At 65.7% G+C, this 23,595-nt stretch carries 14 protein-coding genes, 2 pseudogenes and 1 riboswitch; of the genes and pseudogenes, 11 read left to right on the plus strand and 5 right to left on the minus strand.

The genetic code is table 11. The features are described 5' to 3' along the window. Positions 1 to 2 precede the first annotated feature (2 nt). A complete protein-coding gene (locus ACCQ00_RS04290) occupies positions 3 to 548 on the plus strand; it encodes a DUF2058 domain-containing protein (protein ID WP_039569404.1) in 546 nt (181 codons plus the stop codon). A 234-nt stretch (positions 549 to 782) separates the two neighbouring features. After that, entirely contained in the window at positions 783 to 1,340 is a 558-nt protein-coding gene (locus ACCQ00_RS04295) for a DUF3228 family protein (RefSeq protein WP_039569405.1), read from the plus strand. Between the two features lie 169 nt (positions 1,341 to 1,509). Here ACCQ00_RS04295 and ACCQ00_RS04300 read toward each other — a convergent pair whose 3' ends face one another. Genes ACCQ00_RS04300 through ACCQ00_RS04310 form a run of 3 tightly spaced genes read right to left on the minus strand, consistent with a single transcriptional unit; the run spans position 1,510 to position 4,390 of the window. Continuing rightward, the gene (locus ACCQ00_RS04300) at positions 1,510 to 2,214 is read right to left on the minus strand and encodes a sulfotransferase family protein (protein WP_039569407.1); all 705 of its coding nucleotides are present in this window, start codon (positions 2,212 to 2,214) and stop codon (positions 1,510 to 1,512) included. Then, the gene (locus ACCQ00_RS04305) at positions 2,211 to 3,125 is read right to left on the minus strand and encodes a sulfotransferase domain-containing protein (RefSeq protein ID WP_039569410.1); all 915 of its coding nucleotides are present in this window, start codon (positions 3,123 to 3,125) and stop codon (positions 2,211 to 2,213) included. The genes ACCQ00_RS04300 and ACCQ00_RS04305 overlap by 4 nt, the downstream gene beginning before the upstream one ends. Next, on the minus strand, positions 3,122 to 4,390 hold the full coding sequence (locus ACCQ00_RS04310; protein WP_052756684.1) for a cytochrome P450: 1,269 nt from the start codon (positions 4,388 to 4,390) through the stop codon (positions 3,122 to 3,124). The genes ACCQ00_RS04305 and ACCQ00_RS04310 overlap by 4 nt, the downstream gene beginning before the upstream one ends. A 522-nt stretch (positions 4,391 to 4,912) precedes the next feature. On the opposite strand from ACCQ00_RS04310, the gene ACCQ00_RS04315 reads away from it, so the two are divergent. Continuing rightward, positions 4,913 to 5,698, plus strand: a complete 786-nt coding sequence (locus ACCQ00_RS04315; RefSeq protein ID WP_039569412.1) for a class I SAM-dependent DNA methyltransferase — start codon at positions 4,913 to 4,915, stop codon at positions 5,696 to 5,698. A gap of 193 nt (positions 5,699 to 5,891) precedes the next feature. On the opposite strand, the gene ahcY is transcribed toward ACCQ00_RS04315, so the two are convergent. After that, positions 5,892 to 7,334 carry an adenosylhomocysteinase gene (gene ahcY, locus ACCQ00_RS04320; RefSeq protein ID WP_039569415.1) on the minus strand — a complete coding sequence of 481 codons (1,443 nt, stop codon included), beginning with the start codon at positions 7,332 to 7,334 and terminating at the stop codon, positions 5,892 to 5,894. Positions 7,335 to 7,365: 31 nt separating this feature from the next. Beyond that, a riboswitch (S-adenosyl-L-homocysteine riboswitch) is annotated at positions 7,366 to 7,480 on the minus strand. Positions 7,481 to 7,605: 125 nt separating this feature from the next. Here ahcY and ACCQ00_RS04325 point away from each other — a divergent pair. The 6 genes and pseudogenes from ACCQ00_RS04325 to ACCQ00_RS04350 all read left to right on the plus strand — a co-directional run bounded on the left by ACCQ00_RS04325 (position 7,606) and on the right by ACCQ00_RS04350 (position 18,341). Beyond that, positions 7,606 to 10,143 (plus strand): S9 family peptidase, encoded by a 2,538-nt coding sequence (locus ACCQ00_RS04325; RefSeq protein ID WP_046736085.1) that lies wholly within the window; start codon positions 7,606 to 7,608, stop codon positions 10,141 to 10,143. Positions 10,144 to 10,538: 395 nt separating this feature from the next. Then, positions 10,539 to 13,263, plus strand: a pseudogene (gene ppc / locus ACCQ00_RS04330) (phosphoenolpyruvate carboxylase). Positions 13,264 to 13,400: 137 nt separating this feature from the next. Next, positions 13,401 to 13,973 (plus strand): TetR/AcrR family transcriptional regulator, encoded by a 573-nt coding sequence (locus ACCQ00_RS04335; protein WP_025981763.1) that lies wholly within the window; start codon positions 13,401 to 13,403, stop codon positions 13,971 to 13,973. Then, on the plus strand, positions 13,970 to 15,007 hold the full coding sequence (locus tag ACCQ00_RS04340) for a DUF4105 domain-containing protein (protein WP_039569421.1): 1,038 nt from the start codon (positions 13,970 to 13,972) through the stop codon (positions 15,005 to 15,007). Before ACCQ00_RS04335 ends, ACCQ00_RS04340 begins: the two co-directional genes overlap by 4 nt. Next, entirely contained in the window at positions 15,004 to 16,998 is a 1,995-nt protein-coding gene (locus ACCQ00_RS04345; RefSeq protein WP_039583855.1) for an esterase/lipase family protein, read from the plus strand. Before ACCQ00_RS04340 ends, ACCQ00_RS04345 begins: the two co-directional genes overlap by 4 nt. A 140-nt stretch (positions 16,999 to 17,138) precedes the next feature. Further along, the gene (locus tag ACCQ00_RS04350) at positions 17,139 to 18,341 is read left to right on the plus strand and encodes an OmpA family protein (protein ID WP_080949085.1); all 1,203 of its coding nucleotides are present in this window, start codon (positions 17,139 to 17,141) and stop codon (positions 18,339 to 18,341) included. Between the two features lie 146 nt (positions 18,342 to 18,487). Here the strand turns inward: ACCQ00_RS04350 and ACCQ00_RS04355 are convergent. Beyond that, positions 18,488 to 18,841: pseudogene (locus tag ACCQ00_RS04355) on the minus strand (hypothetical protein). On the opposite strand from ACCQ00_RS04355, the gene ACCQ00_RS04360 reads away from it, so the two are divergent. Beyond that, on the plus strand, positions 18,840 to 21,611 hold the full coding sequence (locus ACCQ00_RS04360) for a TonB-dependent receptor (RefSeq protein WP_039569428.1): 2,772 nt from the start codon (positions 18,840 to 18,842) through the stop codon (positions 21,609 to 21,611). The pseudogene ACCQ00_RS04355 and the gene ACCQ00_RS04360 sit on opposite strands and share 2 nt — an antisense overlap. Then, positions 21,601 to 23,211 carry a histidine-type phosphatase gene (locus ACCQ00_RS04365; protein ID WP_039569429.1) on the plus strand — a complete coding sequence of 537 codons (1,611 nt, stop codon included), beginning with the start codon at positions 21,601 to 21,603 and terminating at the stop codon, positions 23,209 to 23,211. Before ACCQ00_RS04360 ends, ACCQ00_RS04365 begins: the two co-directional genes overlap by 11 nt. Positions 23,212 to 23,595: the final 384 nt, after the last annotated feature.

Here is a 23,595-nt window from a genome sequence, read left to right on the forward strand (position 1 = left end):
CAATGCGCAATCCATTGCAAGAACAGCTGCTCAAGGCCGGCCTGGTGAAAAAGGCCCAGGTGGACAAGGTTGCGCGCGAACAGGTCAAGCAGCGCCATGCCAAGGGCGCGGCGGTGCAGCCGGCGGCGACGGACAAGGTCGATGCGGCGCGCCTGCAGGCCGAGCGTGCCGAGCGCGATCGTGCGCTGGCCGAAGAGCGCAACGTGCAGGTGCGCCGACAGGAGGTGCTCGCGCAGGTGCGGCAGATCGTGGAGACCAACAAGGTCAAGCGCGAAGGCGAGATCGACTACCGCTTCAACGACGGCAGCGTGATCCGCAGCGTGCTGGTCACCACGACGCTGCGCAGCCAGTTGGCCAGCGGCGCGCTGGTGATCGTGCGGTACGGCGATGGCTTTGAGCTGATTCCGCGCGCAGCCGCCGACAAGGTGTACAGCCGCGATGCCGATGCCGTGGTGCTGGACCACGGACGCAACAGCGCGCCGGCCGCGCCCGACAGCGATGACGACTACTACAGCCAGTTCAAGGTGCCGGACGATCTGATCTGGTAGCGCCGGCGAACTGCCGCATTGGGTGATTGCTGGATGGGGTCAGCGCCACCGCAGGCGCGACAATGCTGCATGCTGCGCACCTGCATGCTGTGGGTGCGTGTTCGCGGACCGCCGGAAACCAGGCCAGGCACTCGCGCCAGGCCGATCGCCACGCGGTTGGTGGATGCTGATCAACGTAGTCGTGCGAGCGCCTGCGCGCTAACCTGGCGCTCTTTGTCGCCGCATAGCCCGCCCATGTCGATCGTCTTGACCCAGTTCGCCCGCACCCGCTTGTTCCCGCGCGATGGGCGTCGCAATGCCATCCAGGACTGCACGCCGGAGCAGTTCGTCCAGCGGCTCAACGATGAGCCGCCGTTACGCGTGATCGAGGGCTATGCACCGTTTTGTCAGTTGCATGTGCACCGCAACTGGACTTCGACCCGCTGCCTCACCATTCCCGTCACCGATGACAACCGGCACCTGCTGCGTTCCGGCTACGAGGCGCGCAGCACGCAGGAATTGGCCGTGCTGGTGCGTTGGTTCGAAGGTGTCGAGCCACCGGTGGCCGCGTATCTGCTGCCCATCCTCTACAGCCGCGACCAGTTGGCCAAGGAAGGCACGCCCATCGAGGCAGACTGGGGCGTGGTCGGTTGCCTCTACACCGCAGAGCCGGACGAAATTCCGATGGCACCGATCACCATGTTGCGCAATGCCTTGGGCGTGGAAGAGGGCGGCTCGGGCACCCCGCTGGACCGCGATGCGTACCGGCGTAGCGTCGCGTTCTGGGAGCGCAATGCCAATTGGCGTGGGTGAGCGGTTCGGTAGCAATGCAATGGCCGAGGGCCACGCGCCACCGGCGCGATTCAGTACCAACCGCATGGCTCCAGCGCAGTCGCCGCAGACCTGATTCGCATCGGCAGCCTGCGGGTTGTCGCATCGGACGCCGCATTTGGCCTGGCGTGACCCAAGCGGGTCGCACCGGTTACAGGGCAGTCGGCGGCAGGAAGGCCTCTTCGGCGAGCCTTTCCAGGTAGTTGCGCATGCGGTGTTCGATCAAGGCCGGCTCCGTTGGCAGCGGACGCACCGACGCGTTCCCGGCGCGTCGAGCATGGACGCGGGGATACGGCAGCGCCGGCACTGGCAGATCGAGAAATGCACACAGGCGTTCCCAGTGCGTGTCGGCGTCGGCGTCGAGCACCAACAGGCGAGACGGCGGTACGCGCGCGATCACGCCCTGGTTCCAGCGACGGAAGTATTCGGTCATGAAGTCGCGATCACCGAGGTGTGCCTGGATGTCGCGACGCAAGAAGCGGCTCACGCGTTGGCCATGGGCGCCAAATAGCGACGGCACGCTGCCGTCGCCGGAGAAGATCGTTTCGCTGACCGAGTCGAACCACGCGTCGGGGTCGCGCATGGTCAGGATCACCTTGGCGCGCGGAAAGTGTGCGGACAATTCCTCCCAGAAGCAGCAACCGGGATAGTCGGTGGTCGCCGCATAGCCGCCGAACAGTGCATCCCAATCCGGGTGCCCGTCGATCGCCGCCTCCCAGCGCGGTAGGTCTCGACGCAGATTCGCTGCCAGTTCCATCGCGTGATAGCAGCGGCCCACGCCGAGCTGCTCGAGTGCCAGCTTCAGGGAGAGGGTGCCAGTGCGGCCCAGGCCGGCGCCGATGAGTTGCAGGCTCACGACGTCCGCGCTTGGCCGTGCGCCAGCCACTGCGCTGCGTCTTCGCCGAGTTCCGCATGTGCGCGTTGCACATATGCGTGATTGAGCGCGTCCGGCAGGGCAGTGCGCCAGCGACCGTTGCGACCCTGGTTGAAGAACGCCTTGCCGCCTTCGCGCCACAGGCCGGCGCCCTGAGGCACGTACCGCGCTGCATGCTGTCGCATGTAATCGAAGCGGCAGTGCGCCACGATCGTGTCCCATTTGCCGGGTGGAACCGGAATGTCGAGGAAGGCGGCGATGCGGCGGACCTGCCCGGACAGGTCGTCGAGCAGGTCGTTGTAGTGAAGCTGCAGCACGTTCGCATCCTCGCGTCGCTCCCACCACGAACGTACGCCTTCCCATAACGGCCAGAATGGCGCTCCATCATGTTCCAGCCAATGCGCCACATAGGCATCGCGCGTCAGCTGCGGCGGCGGCAGCACGCGCAGCTTGCCGGGTTCACCACCGCCAGCGTCCAGACGTGCCTGCGCATCCTGGCTCACCGCGCATTGATGGTCATACAGACTCAGTGCAATGTCGCGTCCATCGCGGCCGATATACAGATATTTGGCCAGCGTGGTGGTGACCAGCGCATCGGCCGGCAAGTGCGTCTTCATGAAGCGTCGATGGCTCTGCGCGTCCAGCAGCGCGAGCTTGGTTGCCTTGTCCGGATAAACGCCGTCGACCCAAGGTGAAATGGCCGAAACATCGACCTCTGCTTCGCCGCCGAAGATCAGTTGCGCCACGATCTGCTGCAGCCAGGTCGTGCCGGCCTTGGCGTAACTGGCGATCACGATATCTCCTTCGCGCAGAGATAGATCGTTCCAGACGCTGGAGTCGAAGAATCGATGTGGATATTCCCTGAGCTTTTTGCGGATGTGTAGATCGGTCATGCGGCAGTGCCTAGGCGAGATGCGATGCCCGGTCGTGGCCGCAGTGCGATGCGCACATCCAATGGTCGTAACACGAGCGCGGGAAAAGGCGTGGGGCGAGCATCGGCAGCCAGATGCAGGCTGCGCGACCGCAACACGGTGGCGATGACCGCGGTCATCTGGGTGAGGGCCAGCATGCTGCCGATGCAGCTGCGTGGGCCGCCGCCGAATGGAAAGTAGCTGTAGCGCGCCAGCGAGTGCGTGGCGGTATCGTCTAGCCAGCGGGCAGGCAGGAACGCCTCGGGATCGGGGAAATGACGTTCGTCGCGGTGCACCACCCATGGGCTGATCAGCAGCTGGGTGCCGCTTGGAACGTGGAAGCCGTCCAGGGTGGTGTCGCGTTGCGCAATCCGCGCGGTCATCCAGGCCGGCGGATACAGGCGCATGGCCTCTTTCACGCAGGCCCGCGCATGCGGCAAGCGGTCGAGCAACCCGGTGCCGGTTGCGTTATCAACATCGTCCAGTCCTTCCGCTTCCTGCGTAACCTGCTGCGCCACGTGCGGATGCTGCGCCAGTAGCAGCAAGGTCCACGTCAGTGCGGCCGCCATCGGTTCCAACGCGGACATCAGCATCGCCGCAGCTTCGTCGCGGCACCAGTGGCTGTCACCCTGTGCAGCGTCGGCCAACAGCAGCGACAGGACCGATGCTGCGTGGGGTGGCTGCTGCCGAGCACGCATCAAAATTTGGTCCAGCGCCAGTTGAAGCTCGTCGCGTGCGCGGCGCATGCGCTGTCGATGCGCCGATGGCCACCACATCGGCACCAGGGATTGATGGCGCGTCTGCTGCAGGATCGTATCGATCATCGGCAGCATGCGCAGCAGGTCCGGTGCATGATCCGGATTTCCAAGGAGAAAGCCGGCGCCCAATTGCGCACATAATCTGGTCATCAGTGTGCGCATGTCCTGTGCAGCGACACACTCGTCCTGTTCGCGTAGAAGCGCCAACGTGGCAGTCGATGCCTGCACTGCGGAGTCGCGCACCAAGGCGGCACGAAATGCAGGCTGCAGTGTCTGCCGCCTTTGGCGCCAGACGACGCCACTGCTGTTCATGACCGAAGCGGGGAATGCCGCGCGCCGCGCGACCGGGTCGGGATCGGTTTTTCCGTAAAGCGTCCCATCGTCGCTCAACACCGTAGCGATCGTGGCCGGCGCGGCGATCAGGTATGTGCGTTGGGCGACCCTGACCACGTCGCCATGCGCGCGCGCACACGATTGCAGAAATGCCAGAGGATCTTCGGAGAACTGCCGGCGGTTGCCGAACGCCCAGTGCCCAACCGGGCCGGGTGGGATTGCGTGCCCACGACCTGAATTCATGCGCATTTGGGTGTGGCCGACGACGAAGCGGACGGCGCGTTGTGGACGGAGCGGGCCGATGGCGAGGCCACGCTGTCACGGGAGGAGGTCTCGCTTCCTGTGACAGCTTGGGGGGTTAGTAGGTGTAGATGTAACCGAGCTTGCGACCCCCGATGGCCTGGATCCAGCGCGACAGAGCATGAAAAAGACGGTTCATCACAATCTCCTTATAAAACGATCGATGGGAACAGCACGCTGATCTATGTAGAAATTATTCAAAAACGATGTTGTTTGAACAGGGTTCAATAAATTGCATATGCCCTGCATGGGTCAAACCGGATTGCGCAGATCTGTCGCGGCATGCGTAGTAATTTCGAGTCGTTGTCTCGGCCGCGAACGCTCACGCCTGCATCGCCGCGTACTATCCCCGAAATGTTCCGAATGCGAGCGCGCAGGATGCCCGGTTATTCCCAATACGATCGGATGGCGGCGTTTTACGACAGCATCCATGATCGTTGGCCGACGCAGGCACTGCAGCGGTGCGTGCAGACTTTGGCGGATCTTGCCGATGGCCGTGCGTCGCTGGAGTTGGGCATCGGCAGCGGGCGTATCGCACTGCCGTTGGCCCAATGTGGCGTGCCGGTGACCGGCATCGACAATGCGCGCGCAATGCTTGACGCGTTGCGTGCCAAACCTGGCAGCGATCAGCTGCAACTGGTCCGCGCCGATTTTGCCGACATGCCGTTGAGTGGTCCGTTTGGTCTGATCTACGCGGTGAACGCGTTCGGCTACCTGCTCACCCAGGCCGAGCAGGTGCGCTGCGTCGTCAATGCCGCGCGTTGCCTTGCGCCCGACGGCATGCTCGTGATCCAGACCGCGGTACCTGGCGCCGAAGTGTTCGACGGCAATGGAAAGATAACCCAGGTACTGGATATTCCGGAGTCGCAGCACGAGGGCGCTGCCGTGATGCTGGTGTGCTCGCAACCCGAGCCGGTGCAACAGCGGATCGATCAACGGGTGGTCGTTCTGAGCGAGGATGGCACGCGCATCTTTTCCGAACGCCGGCGTTATGTGTGGCCGTCGGAACTCGACCTGATGGCGCAGATCGCCGGTTTGCGACTGCATACGCGGTGGGGTGGGTGGGGCCGCGAGCCGTACGATGCGCGCAGCCGCATCCAGATCTCGGTGTACGTGCGGGCGGATACACGCAAAGAGCCAGGCACCGGTTCTGTTTCACTGTGAGCAGTAAAGAGCGGCTTATTCCTGCAGGCGGATTCTTGGAGTGGTGCTTGCGCGGGCTCTGTGGGTGGAGGCGCAGGCCAACGTAATGCAGGCGTGGGACAGCATCTCAGCCGGGAGAAGTCCCCGCCAATCACAAACAAAACGGGCGCCTTGCGGCGCCCGTTTGTTTGCATCGCGATGGTTCGCCGATGGATCAGTAGCGATAATGATCCGGCTTGTACGGGCCAGCCACGTCCACGCCGAGGTAGTCGGCCTGGTCCTTGGTCAGGGTGGTCAGCTTCACGCCGATCTTTTCCAGGTGCAGGCGCGCGACTTCTTCATCCAGGTGCTTGGGCAGGATGTAGACCTTCTTCTCGTAGCTGTCGCGCTTTTCCCACAGGTCGATCTGGGCCAGGGTCTGGTTGGCGAACGAGTTGGACATCACGAAGCTCGGGTGGCCGGTGGCGCAGCCCAGGTTCACCAGGCGGCCGTCGGCCAGCAGGAAGATCGCGTTGCCGTTGGGGAACACATACTTGTCCACCTGCGGCTTGATGTTGATCTTCTGCACGTCCTTCAGCGCCTTGAGCGCATCGACCTGGATCTCGTTGTCGAAGTGGCCGATGTTGCAGACGATGGCCTGGTCCTTCATCGCCTGCAGGTGCTCGACGGTGATGATGTCCTTGTTGCCGGTGGTGGTGACGTAGATGTCGGCCCGGCCCAGGGTGGATTCGATGGTGTTGACTTCGAAGCCTTCCATCGAGGCCTGCAATGCGCAGATCGGGTCGATTTCAGTGACGATCACGCGGGCGCCATAGGCGCGCAGCGAGGCGGCACTGCCCTTGCCGACATCGCCGTAGCCGCAGACCACGGCGACCTTGCCGGCCAGCATCACGTCCATCGCGCGCTTGAGGCCATCGGCCAGCGACTCGCGGCAGCCGTACAGGTTGTCGAACTTGCTCTTGGTGACCGAGTCGTTGACGTTGATGGCCGGGATCAGCAGCTTGCCGGCTTCGGCAATCTGATACAGGCGGTGCACGCCGGTGGTGGTCTCTTCGGAGACGCCCTTCCAGTCCTTGACCACGCGGCCCCAGTAACCCGGGCGCTCGACGGCCACGCGCTTGAGCAACGCCTTGATGACGCCCTCTTCGTGCGAGGAGGCCGGCTCGTCCACCCAGGTGCTGCCGTTTTCGAGCTCGTAGCCCTTGTGGATCAGCAGGGTGACGTCGCCGCCGTCGTCCACCACCAGCTCGGGGCCGGTGAGGGTGCCGTCGGGCAGGGTGAAGGTCAGCGCGTCCAGGGTGCAGTCCCAGTACTCTTCCAGCGTCTCGCCCTTCCAGGCGAACACGGGCGTGCCGGTCGCGGCGATCGCGGCGGCGGCGTGGTCCTGGGTGGAGAAGATGTTGCACGAGGCCCAGCGCACATCGGCGCCGATGTCCTTGAGCGTTTCGATCAGCACCGCGGTCTGGATGGTCATGTGCAGCGAGCCGGTGATGCGCACATCCTTCAGCGGCTTGGTCTGCGCATGCTTGCGGCGGATCGACATCAGGCCCGGCATTTCGTGCTCGGCGATGTCCAGCTCCTTGCGGCCCCAATCTGCCAGGGAGATGTCGGCAATCTTGTAGTCGGTGTGCGGGGTGATCTTTGTGACAGCGTTCATGCAATGGCTCCGGTAGGCAAACGAATGTCTGCAATGCCGGGCGCCGTTGAACGGTAACTGCTGGTCGAGCCTGGCCGTATTGCCTGCACCTTGTGGTGCAGTGAGCGGATCAGTCCGCCCTACCGGTCGCAGCGCCCCTCGACGAGAGTGCCCGATTATATCGGCAGCACCCCCGCGCGGCATGAATTGCGGCCCACCCCCTACCAACGGCAGGGGAGCGGCCGGCAGGCGGCTGCTATGGTCCGGAGTCGATCATCGGCGGGGACGGACAATGCAGGCGAAACGGCATGCGCAAGGCTGGCGGCAGCACACATGGGCGTTGGCAGGAGCGCTGGCATTGAGCGCACCGGTGCTGGCCGGGGCGGCTAGCCCGGCAGCAACCGGCGCGGCAGTCGTGCAACCGGGCCCTGCGCCAGGCAGCAATTACCGACTGCCGTCCAAGGCGCTGCAGGCAGTGGTGGACGCCCCGCGTGCGCCGCTGCTGCAGCTCTCGCCCAGGCGCGATCTGGCCGCGATGCTGCAAATGCCGGCACTGCCTGACATCGCCGAGGTGGCCCAGCCGGAGCTGAAGCTGGCCGGCCTGCGCATCCATCCGAAGACCTTTGCGGCCAGCCGCTTTGCGTTCGCCAGCAAGCTGTGGCTGCTGTCGGTGGCCGACGGCAGCGAGCGGCAGATCGCCGGGTTGCCCTCCCCGCTGTCGCTGGCCGATCTGAGCTGGTCGCCCGACCAGCGTTACCTGGCGTTTCGCCGCGAAGATGCCGCCAGCGGCGCCAACGAGCTGTGGTTGGTGGACGTGGCCGCCGGGCAGGCGCGCCGGCTGGTGGCCGGCCTGAACACCAGCGTCAACGACGACTTGCGTTGGTTGCCCGATGGCAGTGGCCTGCTGTTGCAGCAACAGGTGGCAGGGCAGGGCGCGCCGCCGACCCGCGACGCGACGCCAACCGGCCCGGCGACCCAGCAGACCAGTGCGGCTGCCGGGGTGCGCTCGCTGCCCACCTATCAGGACCTGTTGCGCAACGAAGCCGATGCGCGCGTGTTCGAGTACTACGCCACCGGCCAACCGATCATCGTCACGGTGGCCGGGCAGGTGCGCCCGATCGGCACGCCGGGCATCTATCTCAACCTGTCGGTGTCGCCGGATGGCCGTTACATCCTGAGCGAACGCATCGAGCGGCCGTTCTCGTATCTGGTGCCGGTGGACAACTTCGCGCGCCGCATCGAGGTGCTGGACCTGCAGGGCAAACCGGTGCGCCAGATCGCGCAGCTGCCGCTGGTGGAAGGCCTGCCGACCGGTAACGACGCGGTGCCGACCGGCGTGCGCGACATCGCCTGGCGGCACGATGCGCCGGCCACGCTGGTGTGGGCCGAAGCGCAGGACGGTGGCGACCCGGCACGCGAGAGCAAGGTCCGCGATGCGGTGCGGATGCAGGCCGCGCCGTTTAACCGCGCACCGGTGACGCTGGCGCAGCTGGGCAGCCGCTTTGAAGGCATTCAATGGGGCCGCGGCGACTTGGCGATCGTGAGCGAAAGCTGGTGGAAGACCCGCCGCACCAAGCAATGGCGCCTCGCACCGGATCAACCGCAACGTGCGCCCGAACTGTTGTGGGACCGCTCCTCGCAGGACCGCTACAAGGACCCGGGCACGCCGGCGACGGTGGCCGATGGCAAGGGCCGCCCGCTGCTGCAGACCAGCAGCGATGGCAACAGCTTGTTCCTGTTCGGCAAGGGCGCTTCGCCGGAGGGCGACCGCCCATTTGTCGATCGATTCGATCTGCGCAGCAAGCAGGCCACGCGGTTGTTCCACTCGCAGGCGCCGACCTATTCCGCACCGCTGGCCTTGCTGGACGCACAGGCCACGCAACTGCTGCTCAGCCGCGAATCGCCGGAGGAACCGGCCAACTATGTCGTGCAGTCGCTGGGCGATGCGGCGCCTGCACCGCGTGCGTTGACGCACTTCGCACACCCGCTGCCGCAGTTGCGCGGCGTGCAGAAGGAGCAGATCCGCTACAAGCGTGCCGACGGCGTGGACCTTACCGCCACGCTCTTGCTGCCGCCCGGTTACGACCCCAAACGCGACGGCCCGCGGCCGCTGCTGATGTGGGCCTACCCGGGCGAATTCAAAAGCGCCGACACCGCCAGCCAGGTCACCGACTCGCCGTACCGTTTCAACGCGATCAGCTACTGGGGGCCGCAGGCGTTTCTGGCGATCGGCTACGTGGTGCTCAACAACCCGAGCATGCCGATCGTCGGCGAAGGCGATGCCGAACCCAACGACACCTATGTGCCGCAGCTGATCGCCGATGCGCAGGCCGCCGTGGACGAAGTGGTGCAGCGTGGCGTGACCGACCGCGAGCACGTCGCCATCGGCGGGCATTCCTACGGTGCCTTCATGACTGCCAACCTGCTTGCGCACACGCGCCTGTTCAAGGCCGGCATCGCACGTAGCGGCGCCTACAACCGCACGCTCACCCCGTTCGGCTTCCAGGCCGAAGAACGCAATTACTGGCAGGCGCAACCGGTGTACCAGGCGATGTCGCCGTTCAATTACGCCGACAAGATCAAGGCCCCGCTGCTGCTGATCCACGGCCAGGACGACAACAATACCGGCACCTTCCCGATCCAGAGCGAACGCATGTTCGCTGCGATCAAGGGCCTGGGCGGTACTGCGCGCCTGGTACTGTTGCCCAACGAATCGCATGCGTACCGCGCGCGGCAATCGATCATGCAGATGCTGGCCGAAAGCGAGCAGTGGTTGACGACCAATGTCGGCGAGCCGGTGAAGGATGCGAGCGCTTCACGCACACGTTGATCGATGGCGCGCTGGCACCGGTAGGAGCGCACTTGCGCGCGATGCGGCTTGATCGATAAGGCTTCTTCGCGCCCGGGTGCGCTCCTACAGCAACCGCGGCTGGGGGCGCACCGGCAGCATCTGCTGAGCCGTGCAGATCAGTGCTGCGATCACCCGTAGGAGCCGGCTGGCCCGCGGGGGCGTTATCGGGAAAGCTGCACCGCGTAGAGCGGGCTTGCTCGCGAGGGCATTACCGGGAAGACCCCGTCGCGCGAGAGCGCGCTCCTACGAGAGCCCTCGGATACGCGCATTGGCACACGATGGTTGGTGTTGAAACCGTCACCGTCGTCGCGATCATCTAATTCTTTTGGGTTAGTCTTCGACGACTTTGCGCTTGAAGAGGGTGTGCGTTTCCGATGAACGAGTACCGCAGCAGTCTTGTGTTCGCTACCCCCGATCTTCCCTTGCGCGACGATGTGCGTCGGCTCGGTGCACTGGTGGGCGATCTGCTCGCCGAGCAGGTCTCTGCGGAATTCCTCGATGAAATCGAACGCGTGCGCACCACCGCCATCTCGCGGCGCGAAAGCGATGCGCCACCTTCCACGCTGAGCGAACAACTCACCGGGCGGGCGCCGCGCGACGCCGAAGCGCTGGTGCGCGCCTTCAGTACCTATTTCCAGGTGGTCAATATCGCCGAGCGCGTGCACCGCATCCGGCGCCGCCGCGAATACCAGCGCAGCGGCACCGACACGCCGCAGCCCGATGGCCTGCACGACGCGTTGCGCCGCCTCAAGGCGCAGGGCGTGACCCTGGACGAACTCAGCCAATGGTTGCCGCGCATCGATGTGGAGCCGGTGTTCACCGCGCATCCCACCGAGGCGGTGCGCCGCGCGCTGCTGGAAAAAGAACAGCTGATGGTCGCCAGCCTGGTCGACAACCTGGACGGCATGCGCACGCCCAACGAACGCGCCAGCGATGCCGCGCGCTTCCGCATGGCCCTGACCGCGTCGTGGCAGACCGCCGATTCCTCGCCGGTGCGCCCCACCGTGGACGACGAGCGCGAGCATGTGGGCTTCTATCTCACCCAGGTGCTCTACCGCGTCATCCCGGTGATGTACGAAACGCTGGAACACGCCATCGAAGAAACCTACGGCAGCGTGCCGGCATTGCCGCGTCTGCTGCGTTTCGGCACCTGGGTGGGCGGCGACATGGACGGCAATCCCAATGTGGATGCCAACACCATCGCCGGGACGCTGGACGCGCAGCGGCGCGCAGTGCTGGACCGCTATCAAAAAGAACTGTGGCAGCTGGCCAGCCTGCTCAGTCAGTCGACCCCGCTGGTGCAGGTCAGCCCCGAACTCACCGCACAGCTGGAACGCTACCGCGCACTGCTGCCCGAGGCCGCCGCGCGTTCGCGCCCGCGCCATGGCGACATGCCGTACCGCCTGCTCAACGACCTGATGCGCGCACGGCTGCAAGCCACCGTGGACGATGCCGAAGGTGCGTATGCGGCTCCATCGGAGCTCGAACATGATCTGCAATTGATCCTAGACAGCCTGCAGGCCAACAAGGGCCTACATGCTGGGTGGTTCGCGGTGCGGCGTCTGCTGTGGCGCGTGCGCAGCTTCGGGTTCCATCTGGCGCGGCTGGACGTGCGCCAGGAATCGAGCGTGCATGCGCGCGCGGTGGCCGATGCCCTGGGCCAGGCCGACTGGGATGCGCAGGACGCCACCCAGCGTGCTGCCGTGCTCGGCCCGTATGCCGCAGGGCAGGAGCCCCTGCCGCGCGTGGACGATGAAGGCAACGCGCGTCTGGATGCGGTATTCGCCGCGCTCGCCGATGCACGCACCCGCCATGGCGCCGATGCATTGGGCAGCTACATCATCTCGATGGCGCATAACCGCGCCGACGTGCTGACCGTGCTGGCGCTGGCGCGGCGTGGCGGCTTGGTCGACGACGCCGGCGCGGTGCCGCTGGATATCGTGCCGCTGTTCGAAACCGTGGACGACCTGCGCGGCGGTACCGGCACCGTGCAGGACCTGCTGGCCGACCCGGTGTATCGCCAGCATCTGGCCGCGCGCGGCGATACCCAGATGGTGATGCTGGGCTATTCGGATAGCGGCAAGGACGGTGGCATCGCCGCCTCGCGCTGGGGCCTGCAACGTGCGCAGGTCGAGCTGCTGGAAGCGGCGGCCGAGTTGGGCGTGCGGCTGACCTTCTTCCACGGCCGTGGCGGTTCGATCGCGCGCGGCGGCGGCAAGACCAGCCGCGCGCTGGATGCCGCACCGCGCGGCAGCGTGGATGGCCGCCTGCGCGTCACCGAGCAGGGCGAGGTGATCCACCGCAAGTACGGCATCCGCGCGTTGGCGCTGCGCTCGCTGGAGCAGATGACCGGTGCGGTGCTGTTGTCCAGCCTGCGCCCGCGTGCGCCCGCGTGCGCCCGAGCCGCGCGAGGCGCGCTGGCGCCCGGTGATGGATCTGGTGGCCGAGCGCAGCACGGTGGCCTACCGCGCCTTCGTCGGTGCGCCGGAGTTCATGCAGTACTTCCGCCTGGCCACGCCGATCGATGTGATCGAGCGCATGACGCTGGGCTCGCGCCCGTCGCGGCGGCTGGGCCAGGACGCGGCCTTGTCCAACCTGCGTGCGATTCCGTGGGTGTTCGCGTGGAGCCAGGCGCGCGCGGTCATTCCGGGGTGGTACGGCGTCGGCAGCGGACTGCAGGCCGCGGTGGATGCCGGGCATGAAGACACCTTGCGCGAAATGGCGCAGGACTGGCCGTTCTTCCGCACCTTTCTGGACGACATCGCCATGGTGCTGTCCAAGGGAGATCTGAATATCGCCGAGTTGTTCTCGCGCTTGTCCGGGGACCTGCACACGCGGTTTTTCCCGCTGATTCGCGACGAGCTGGCGCTGACCAAGGGCTGGGTCAAGGCGCTGCTGCAACAACAGTCGCTGTTGCAGCACGACCCGCGGCTGGCGTTGTCGATCCGCTTGCGCAACCCGTACATCGATCCGATCAGCGTGCTGCAGGTGGACCTGCTGCAACGCTGGCGGGCAACCGACGGCGAAGACGAAGCGCTGCTGCGTGCGCTGGTGGCCTGCGTCAATGGCGTCTCGCAAGGCGTGCAGAACACCGGTTGATCGCATGGCCGGCTGCAGGGGCGGGTAGGGAGCAGATCCACCGCAAGCCAGCGGCAACCACGCCGTTGGTCGGACAGCGCGGGGATTGAACAAGCGGACTCTGGCGTAAACGGACAAATCTGTCCGATAATGCCGGCATGATGACTTCCCGCCCCGATGCCGCGCTGCGCCGCCGGCAGATTCTCGATGCCGCCGACGAGGTATTCAGCGAACACGGCGTCAATGCCCCGCTGGAGCTGGTGGTGGAACGCGCCGGTCTGGGGCGCGCCACGCTGTACCGCAATTTCCCCGACCGGCTGGCGCTGCTGACGGCATTGATGGCGCGTGGCCTGGATGGGCTGGAGCGTCTTGCCGCCGATCTCGCCGACCGCCCGGATGGCCTGGCGGTGCTGCTGCACGACGTCGCCGAGCACATCGCCCAGTCGTCGCCGCTGGTGGATTTCTGGCGCTCGATCGAACGCGCGCACCCCGCGGTGGAGGCCGCAGACCGGCGTGTGGTCGGCATCTTCCTGCCGTTCGTGCATCGCGCCCGCGACGCCGGGCTGTGCCGGGCCGATGTCGACGAGGAGCAAGTGCTGCTGGTGATCGACATGCTGGGCAGCTGCCTGCGCGGCAACGACGAGGCAGAACGCAAACGGCTTGCGCATCGCTCGGCCGACCTGTTGATGCACGCGCTGGGCATGCAGGTGCCCGCAGGCGGCACGCGGTGACACCGGCCACACGTGCCCGCATCGGGCGCTGGACCCTGCGCGTTGCGCTGGTGCTGGCCGCCGCATGGGGCGGACTGGCGATTTATTACGCACTGACCGGCAATGCCTTCGTACGCGCCGGATGGGTGGCCTCGTGGTGCGCGATGGCGGTGGCAGCGTTATGGGGGATGCGTTGTGGCCGCGAGAACTGGGCCCTGGTGGGCATCTTCAGTGCCGCGTTCGTGGTGCTGGCAGTGTCGTGGTGGATGATGCAGCCCAGCCAGGATCGCGACTGGGCCGACGATGTCGCCCAGCGTCTGCAGCCGCAGGTGCACGGCAACATCGTTACACTGCATAACGTGCGCAACTTCGATTGGCGCAGCGAGACCGACTATGTGCCGCATTGGGAGACGCGCCACTACGACCTGAACCGCCTGGTCAGCGCGGATCTTGCGCTCTCGTACTGGATGGGCCCGGCGATCGCGCACACGCTGGTGTCGTTCGGCTTCGACGATGGTTCGCACGTGGTGTTTTCGCTGGAAATCCGTAAGGAACGTGGCGAATCGTTTTCTGCGTTGGGTGGATTCTTTCGCAGTTTCGAAGAAACCCTGGTCGCCGCCGACGAACGCGACATCCTGCGCGTACGCACCAACGTGCGTGGCGAAGACATGTACCTGTATCGCCTGGCGATTCCCAAGGCGGGGTTGCGCCGCATGTTCATGGGGTATGTGGAACTGGCCAACCAACTCGATCGCAAGCCGGCGTTCTACAACACGCTCACCAGCAACTGCACCACGATCGTGTTTGCGCTGGTGCGGCAACTGCAGCCCACGCTGCCGCTGGATCATCGCCTGCTGCTGTCCGGCTATGTCGACGAATATGCGTACGACCACGATGGCCTGATGCCCGGTTATTCCTTCGCCACCTTGAAGCAGCGCGGGCATTTCACCGCGCGCGCGATCGCCGCCGACAAGGCCACGGATTTTTCTGCGCGCATCCGTGCCGGCATGCCGCTGGTACCGGCGCCAGGCACAACAGCGATCACGCCGCGATGATGCCGCGCATGCCCCGATGTCGTGCCGCTGCATTCCTGGCGGGAGCGCTGGCAACCGTGTGGTTGAGCGGCTGCGCCATGGTGACCGTGCAGTCGCGCAATAACGGCGACTACATCGCGCAAACGCGGGGCGATGTGCTGAGTACCGGCCAATTGAGTCAGTCCGGCAGCGAGACCTTGCAGGTTGCCGGCTTGCAGCCCAAGGCCTGCCGCGCTGCGCCGCTACCGTGCCTGCAGCAGCTCACCAGTGAGGCCGGTATCGGCGATGAGCGGCGCTTGGCCACGCAGGCAGAACTGTGGACCGCGCGGGCCATCGCACTGAGCGGGCGCAACCCCGCCACGATGAGCGATGCCGCGGTGGAAGCCTGGCTGGAAGCGGCGCGGCATGCGTATGCGTACTTGTTTTTCACCGCGCGTGCGCCCAGCGCGCGGGCGTTCGAGAACCGCCAGTCGCAGGTGCGCGATTATTACAATTACGCCGTGCAGCAGGTGGTGGAGCGCTTGTTCGCACGCGCGCAACAAGCCGGGCAAGCCACCCCGGCATCCACCGCGGTCGGGCGCTGGCAGCTCGACGTCGATTTGTCCGCCTACCGGCTGCCGGGCGACGGCAATACACCGCGTGCGATCTTTGCCGCCTCGGCGCTGCGCTTCAATGGCCTGCGCAGCACCTACCGGCGCGATGGATTCGGCGCCGAGCTGGTCGCGGAAGTGGACCCGCAAGTGGTTGGCGACCCCGCTGGGCTGGCGTTGCAGCAGGCCGTCGCGGCGGGTGCAGCGCCCGATCGCCCGTTACCGACGTTCAGCGAAATGCCGTACGCGCCGGCAACGATATTGCTGCGTTTCGAGGGCCAGACGCTCGCTGAGGTGTTGCGCAGCCACCTCGCTACCTTGGTGCCGTACGACCCGTATCGCCAGAACGAAGTGGTGCTGCATGGCCAACGCGTGCCGCTGGCGGGCAACTTCACTGCCGCGTATGGATTGTGGCTGGCCAAATCCGGATTTGCGGAGCAGTCGCTGCGGTCGATGCTGGGCAGCGCACGCGGTATCGATCGTCCTCACCTGTATCTGATGCAGCCCTACGATCCCGACCGACGCGTACTGCTGATGCTGCACGGTCTGGCCAGCAGCCCGGAGGCATGGGTCAATGTGGCCAATGAAGTGATGGGCGATGAAACGCTGCGCCAGCGCTACCAGATCTGGCAGGTGTATTACCCGACCAACGCGCCGATGGCGATCAACCGCGCGGAAATTCAGTCGCTGGTGGAACGCAGCCTGCAGCACTTCGATCCGTCCGGCAGCGCGATCGCCTCGCACGAGATGGTGTTGGTCGGGCACAGCATGGGCGGGGTGATCGGGCGTCTGCTGGTGTCGTCCTCTGGCGAGCAGTTATGGGATTCGCTGCTGCAGAACTACCGGCTGGACGGCGAACGCGGCGCGCGTATCCGCGCCAAATTGTGGCCGTTGCTGCACTTTTCGCCGATGCCGCAAGTGGACCGCGCCATCTTCATTGCCGCGCCGCATCGCGGTACGCCACTGGCCGAGGGCGGGCTGGGGCGGTTTGTCGGTAAATTGATACGCCTGCCGGGCGCGTTGCTGGATCGCTTCGGCGATGTGATGCAGGACCTGGCCAACAGCGAACGCGACGATCCGGGCGGCCCTCCCCGCCGCAAAGGCCGCGCGCTGGTACCCACCAGCATCGACAACCTGCGCGACACCGATCCGTTCGTGCGTGCCACGATGGATCTGCCGATCTCTCCAGACGTGCAGTACCACACCATCATCGGGCGCGAGAAACCGCAGGTGCCGCTGGTCGATTCCGACGACGGCCTGGTGCCGTATCGCAGCGCGCATCTGGACGGCGCGGCCTCGGAACTGGTGGTGACCTCCTGGCACAGCGTGCAGGAAACGCCGCAGGCCATTCTGGAGATTCGTCGCATCCTGCATGTGCAGTTGCAGGCAGAGCAGCAGGCCTCGCACGCGCCGGGCCGCTAGGCTGCCGGGCGGGCGGCTGCAGTTCCGCGTGCTCCACCGGCGGCACCGGCATGCAGCCTGCAAGCCCGCGTCTTAGCGCCATGTTGACCGCGCGCATGCTATCAGGCGGGTCTGGTACAGGCTCGAACAAGGAAGAGGCGATGCGCAAGCTGTCGGCGATGTTGTGGGTAGCGGTGTTGTTGGCCGGATGCGGGCGTGGCGAAGCTCCACAGGGTGCAACCACTGCTGCCAGTGCAATGGCCGCTGCACCGGTGCAGCCTGCAGGCACGTCCCACGCTGCAGTGGCCGCCGAACAGGCCGCACCGGAATTTCCGGCCATCCCCACCATCGTGGTGCCCGAGATCGTTGGCGTCACTGCCGCGCAACGTGCACTGGAAGCATCGCTGCAGGACATTCTCGACCCGATCGAAGGCGTCAGCGTCGCCCCGGCACGCTGCGGCGATGGCGGTACCCTGATCACCGATGCCGGCATCACCAGCGTCGACGCCAACGGCAACCTGGTGCGCAATGGCGAGGGCGGCCTGTTCGATCTCAAGGCCGACGGCAGTGGCACCGCCAACTTCGAGGGCGGGTTGGTCAACGTCAATGCCGACGGCAGCGGCACCATCAATGCGACCGGCGACGGTGGGTCCGGTGGGGCGCTCATCGATGTGCAGTCCGATGGTGGCGGCACCTACAACGGCCCGGCCGGCTTGATCAGTCTGGACGGCAAGGGCGCCGGCACCTGGAACAGCGAAAAGAGCGGGCTTGTCGACAATCGCGGCGATGGCAGCGGCACCTGGAACGGGCCACGCGGGCTGGTCACCATCAACGCCGACGGCTCGGGCACCTGGAACGGTCCCGATGGCCTGGTGCAGAACCACGGCGACGGCACCGGCACGGTTGGTACGCCGCCGCGCGAAGTCCGCATGCCGCCGCTACCGAAAGTGCCGCCGGCAGGCCGCTTCCCGCCGCTGCAAAAGTTCGCACCGCCCGGCGTACCCTGCGGCTACCTGATCACCTTGAACGACCGCATCCTGTTCGACTTCGACAAGTCCGACATCCGCCCCGACGCGGCGCGCGTGCTCGACACCCTGAGCGCCGCACTGAGCAAGGTCACGGCAACGGACATGCAGGTGCGCGGGCACACCGATGCCAAGGGCAGCGATGATTACAACCAGGCGCTGTCCGAGCGCCGCGCCAATGCCGTGCTGGCGGCGTTGCGCGCCCGTGGCGCCGCGCAGTCGGCCAACGCAAAGGGCTATGGCGAATCGCAGCCGGTGGCGCCCAATACCGTCAACGGTCAGGACAATCCGGGCGGGCGGCAGCTCAATCGACGGGTGGAGATCTTCCTGCGGACCTGATGCAGGCGCGCGGCGGGGAGAACGCTTGACCGCACGGTACGGGCTGCCTTGCGTGCCACCGTGATGCGTGTCGGTCGCAGGCTGGCGGGTGGCCGAAGGCCGCTGACCACACCTGCCGTTCGCGCGTGCGCAATCGTCGGATGATTTTAGATGCGTGTCTGCGCCACCACCAGGGTCCATGCATCCACGGTCCATGCATCGCATCGCTGACGCATGCCCTGTTGTCGGTGGGTGTGCGCGCCAGGCAGGCAGCGCACACCTTCGACAAATTTCGCCTCCATACGGCAACGACTGTGCCGATTTGCGCATGCGTCGCGCGCATTTGTCATGTTCGCAAACACGGTCACCAAACTGACATACCGCATCACCACCATGCGCGGCGCCTGCTCGCAGGTGTGATGCAGTTCGCCTTCGCTGGCTGCGTCGCTTCCCCACATTCGCGGCGGCGCAGCCTTGGCGCGTGTCCATGGCGCGCTGCTGCATTCATCGGATCCAATCATGATCGTTCGTTGTTCGCTGTTGCGTCCTTCGCGGTTGTCGCAGGCGCTGTGTTTGTCGTTGTGCGCCCTGTGCGGCCACGCCGCGGCCCAGGAGACGCAAGCCATTACGCCCGCACAGGGCGAGATGGCTACGCTGGACAAGGTTACTGTCGCGGCCACGCGCTATAACGCAACCGACATGCAGATGGCCGCCACCAATACCGTCAACGTGTTGTCGGCCGACGATCTCAAGACCACCGCCGTGCACAATGTCGCCGAAGCGCTGGGCCTGATGCCGGGCGTCAACGTGATCAATACCGGGCAGTCGTATTTCGGCGGCATCGACGGCGCCGCGCGCGGCGAAGGCATGTTTTCATCGGTACGCGGCCTCAATGCCGAATACAACGTCAACCTGATCAATGGCATCAACGTCGCCCAAGGCATGCCGTACAGCCGCGGCGTGCAATTGAGCCTGCTGCCGCCCTCGGGCCTGCAGACCATCGTGTTGAACAAGACCTCCACCGCCGACATGGACGGCGATGCGATCGGCGGCACCATCGATTACCGCACGCCCAGCGCATTCGATTCACCCGACCGCCAGGGCGGCAGCGTGACCTTGAGTGGACGCCTGGAAAGCCGTGCACGCGACTACGGCGATTCCGGGCTGGGCAGTGGCGCAGCCGGCGATTGGCACGCGCGTTTCGGCGATGCCGGGCAGTTCGGCGTGTCGGTCAGTGCGTATTACGACGAGCGCCATTTCGTGAACAGCGAAGTGGCCTCTGCCTCGGCGGCACGCAACGATGGCGCATGGAAATTCGCGCGTGCCGATGCCAGCGGCAAGCTGGCCGCTGGCGCCGACCCGCAAGAGGCCTTGCAGAGCACCGGCGTCAATATCGGTTACTCGCAGGGCGATACACGCCGCTACGGCGGCAACGCGGCCTTCGATTGGCGCGTGGATCCCAGCTTGCATCTGTATGCACGCATGACCTATGCCTTCGCCAAGACCGAGCAGAACGCCGGCTACACGCAGTTCGTGCCGGCCAGTGTCAGCTTCACCCAGATCGGCAGCAGCGGCGTGTATCAGCCGCAGATCAACCGCGTTGCAGTGCGTTACTGGTACGAAACCAACCCCGAGCAGGCCGACCTTGCCACCGTGCAGTTCGGCGCAGAAAAACAGCTTGGCCATTGGACGTTCGCACCGAACATCTTCTACGGCACCGGCAATAACGACCGCCCGGATCATGTGGAAATCTCCGCGCGCAACGACCAGTACAGTTCGACCAACTTCGCCTATGGCGCCAACCGTTTCATCAGCTACGACGGCGACGGTTTCCCGATTCCCTTGCTCACCCCGGCCATGCAGGCGCAGGCCTCGGACGTGGGCAGCCTGTATGCGCGGCGTACCGGGCAGATTTCCAAGCAATACAGCGGCCAGGACAAGGGCGGCGGCAAGTTCGACGTAGCATATGACTTCGATGCGGGGCTGCTCAGCCGCATTGCCTTTGGCGTGAAGTATGTCGACAGCTCGCGCAGCTTCACCGACCGCGATTGGACCAACGCCAAGTACACCGATGGCACCTTGCTGCGCGATACCGGCCTGATCGCTCAGCGCTACGATGCGGTCTATCCAGGCCAGTACGCGTTTCCCACCGTGCGCCTGAGCAATGCTGCGCTCAACGACCTGATCGCACGCACGCTCACCCCCGCCAGTTTCGACAGTTGCGGCCAGTTGGCCATCAACAACCTCAACTGCAACACCATGCGCGCGACCGAAGCGGTGAGCGCTGCCTATGCAATGGCCACCTTGCGCAGCGGTAACTGGGAAATCCTGCCCGGCGTACGCTTCGAACATACCGCCATCACCAACACGTTCTGGGCGCAGCCGGCCGCCATCAACGGTGCCGAGCAGGTCGGCGCATTCGCCAATAACCACACGCGCTACAACGTCGCCTTGCCCAGCGTGTTCGTCAATTACCGGCCCGATGGCGATGGCGCGGTGTATCGCGGCTCGGTGTGGACCAGCTACACGTGCCCGGCCTTCGTGCAGCTGGGCGGCGGCCGCTCCACCGACATCTCCAGCGATGGCCAGACCACCATCACCGAAGGCAACCCGGATCTGAAACCGATCAAGTCGCTCAACGTGGACCTGTCGGGCGAATGGCAGAACGACAGCGGCGGCCACGCCATGCTGGCCGGCTATTACAAGCGCCTCACCGATTACATCTACGAGAGCGGTTCGAACGCCGCCAATGCCGGCGAAAGCGAAAGCGGCACTATCCGTTTCGTGCGTCCGCAAAACGGCGGCGACGGCCGCGTGCTGGGCATCGAAGCGGCCGTGCGGCAAACCTTCCAGGGCCTGCCCGCACCGCTGGATGGCTTCGGCATCGGTGCCAACATCACCCGCCAGACCACGCGGGTGGACCTGGGAGAAGAAGGTTTCGCGCACGAACGTATCCAGAACGCGCCGAACCTGCTCGCCAATGCGGAGCTGTTCTACGAAAAGGGGCCGTGGTCGGTCAACCTGAGCTATCACTACTCCGGCCAATACGTGTCGGTGTACGACTATCTCAATCAGGGCGCAAACTGGGACAACCTGTGGATCAAGCCGATCACCCGCGTGGACCTGCATCTGGGCTATGCACCGAACGATCACCTGCGCGTGGATCTGTCGGTGGCCAACCTCACCAAGCAGCACAGCTACTGGGCACACGTCGGCCACGAGACCGATGCGATCTCCGACATCGTCGATTCCGGCATGACCAGCCTGTTGACCGCCAAGTATGTGTTCTGAGCGCGCACGATTCGCATGCGCCGACCTGCCAGGCGCGCAGCAAGATGCAGATGTCATGACGGACGCGCGGCATGGCGCAGACCGCGCACGCGCTTGCGATGGAACGGGGCAGTGGGCATTGCAACGCGCGTTGCCGGCCAGCGGTGGGGAGCTGGGATGGGCTGCCCGCGTTGTCGCGAGCGTGGGTGCCGCGATGGGGATCGCGGCACCCACGCGGCAGGCAAGGCGCAGGCAGTGGGTCGGCATTGCACCGAGGGCTTGTACGCCCCGTGGCACGCCGGTGGCAACCGGCAGCGTGCTGTGCCTGGTGTTGGCGGCTGCGTTGGCGTTGGGCGGCTGCACCGCATCGATCCCGAGCGTGTCCACAGCGCGCGCATCCACACGCAGTGGCGATCAATCGAACGGCACCGCCGGCAAACAGGTGGGCACCGAAGCGCCGGCATCCGCGCAGACCGCGCAGCTGGAGCGCGTCGTGGTGGTGTTCCGGCATGGCGTGCGCGCGCCGCTGCAAGGCGAGGCGGCCGCCGCGCACTATGCCGACCAACCCTGGCCGCAGTGGTCCACGCCTGCCAGCCTGCTCACTCCGCATGGTCGTCAAGGCGTGCGTTTGAGTGGCGAGTATCTGCGCCAGTGGTTGGTGCAGCAGGCGCTGTTGCCGCGCCGTGGGTGTCCGGCAACCGGCAGCATGTCGGTGTGGGCCAATACCGATCAACGCACCATCGAGAGTGGCGCCCTGCTGGCCGACGCGCTCGCACCCGGCTGCGGCGTCGTCGCCGGGCATCGGGAGGCTGGCAGCAACGACCCGCTGTTTCGACCGATCGAAGCCGGCACGTTGCCGTTCGATGCGGCGGCAGCGGTCGCATCGATCCAGCAACAGACCGGAGGCCCTGCCGCCTTGCTGCAAGGCCATGCTGCCGAGCTGCAGGCACTGCAGCAGATTCTGGGCTGTACGCGCACGCCCTGCGATTTCGCGCAGATGCCTTCCACGCTGGCGCCGTCGGCGAACGGGCGTGGGCTTAAGTTAGGCGGGCCAATTGACCTGACCTCCGGCACCGGCGAGGTGTTGCTGCTGCAATACGCAGAGGGCCTGCCGCTCGCGCAGGTCGGTTGGGGCCGTGCGACGCCCGAGCGCCTGGCCCAGGTCTCACGCTTGCACGCATTGCTGTTCGACATTTACGCACGGCCGCACTACATGGCCTCGCGTTCGGGCGCACCGCTGGCGCGCGAGGTCTTGCAACGTTTCGGCGACGCGCAGGCGCCGAAGGTCTCGGTGTTCGTCGGCAGCGACACCCACATCGCCGCATTGAGCGGCCTGCTGGATGTGCATTTCCATCTGCCCGGCTACGGCGCCGACGACCCGCCACCGGGCGGCGCCTTGTTGCTTGGTCTGTGGCGCGAACCCGGCGGCGAGCGGGTGGTGCGCGCCCAATACCTGGCCCAATCGCTGGATCAACTGCGCACCCTGGCACCGCTGGATCTGGCCCATCCGCCGCTGCAGCAGGAACTGTCGCTGGGCTTGTGCGCTCCGGAGCAACGTATGGCCTGCCCATTGGCGGATTTTGCGATGGCGCTCGAACAGCAGTTACAGCTCGATCGATAGCAACAGGTTCGCGACCGCTGTTCTGCGGTGATCCACATGGCATGTGGCTTCGCCCCGTACCCTCACCCCAACCCCTCTCCCGCGGGGAGAGGGGCTTGAGCGGCGGCGGCGTCGTTGTCCCTTCTCCCGCAAGGCGGGAGAGGGTGCCCCGTAGGGGCGGATGAGGGCGCGTGCGCAGCCACGTGTGATTGGGCGGATGAGTGGCTTCGCCCGTACCCTCACCCCACCCCTCTCCCGTGGGGAGAGGGGCTTGAGCGGCGATGGTGTCGTTGTCCCTTCTCCCGCAAGGCGGGAGAAGGTGCCCCGTAGGGGCGGATGAGGGCGCGTGCGCAGCCACGTGCGATTCGGCAGGTGAGTGGCTTCGCCCCTTACCCTCACCCCAAT

It is taken from the genome of Xanthomonas sp. NCPPB 3761, assembly GCF_041475705.2.
GTDB classification, from domain to species: Bacteria; Pseudomonadota; Gammaproteobacteria; order Xanthomonadales; family Xanthomonadaceae; genus Xanthomonas; species Xanthomonas phaseoli.

Coding starts and splice junctions, on each gene's coding strand:
- ACCQ00_RS04290 (WP_039569404.1), top strand. CDS start 3: ATGCGCAATCCATTGCAAGAACAGCTGCTCAAGGCCGGCCTGGTGAAA.
- ACCQ00_RS04295 (WP_039569405.1), top strand. CDS start 783: ATGTCGATCGTCTTGACCCAGTTCGCCCGCACCCGCTTGTTCCCGCGC.
- ACCQ00_RS04305 (WP_039569410.1), bottom strand. CDS start 3,125: ATGACCGATCTACACATCCGCAAAAAGCTCAGGGAATATCCACATCGA.
- ACCQ00_RS04315 (WP_039569412.1), top strand. CDS start 4,913: ATGCCCGGTTATTCCCAATACGATCGGATGGCGGCGTTTTACGACAGC.
- ahcY (WP_039569415.1), bottom strand. CDS start 7,334: ATGAACGCTGTCACAAAGATCACCCCGCACACCGACTACAAGATTGCC.
- ACCQ00_RS04325 (WP_046736085.1), top strand. CDS start 7,606: ATGCAGGCGAAACGGCATGCGCAAGGCTGGCGGCAGCACACATGGGCG.
- ACCQ00_RS04335 (WP_025981763.1), top strand. CDS start 13,401: ATGATGACTTCCCGCCCCGATGCCGCGCTGCGCCGCCGGCAGATTCTC.
- ACCQ00_RS04345 (WP_039583855.1), top strand. CDS start 15,004: ATGATGCCGCGCATGCCCCGATGTCGTGCCGCTGCATTCCTGGCGGGA.
- ACCQ00_RS04350 (WP_080949085.1), top strand. CDS start 17,139: ATGCGCAAGCTGTCGGCGATGTTGTGGGTAGCGGTGTTGTTGGCCGGA.
- ACCQ00_RS04360 (WP_039569428.1), top strand. CDS start 18,840: ATGATCGTTCGTTGTTCGCTGTTGCGTCCTTCGCGGTTGTCGCAGGCG.
- ACCQ00_RS04365 (WP_039569429.1), top strand. CDS start 21,601: ATGTGTTCTGAGCGCGCACGATTCGCATGCGCCGACCTGCCAGGCGCG.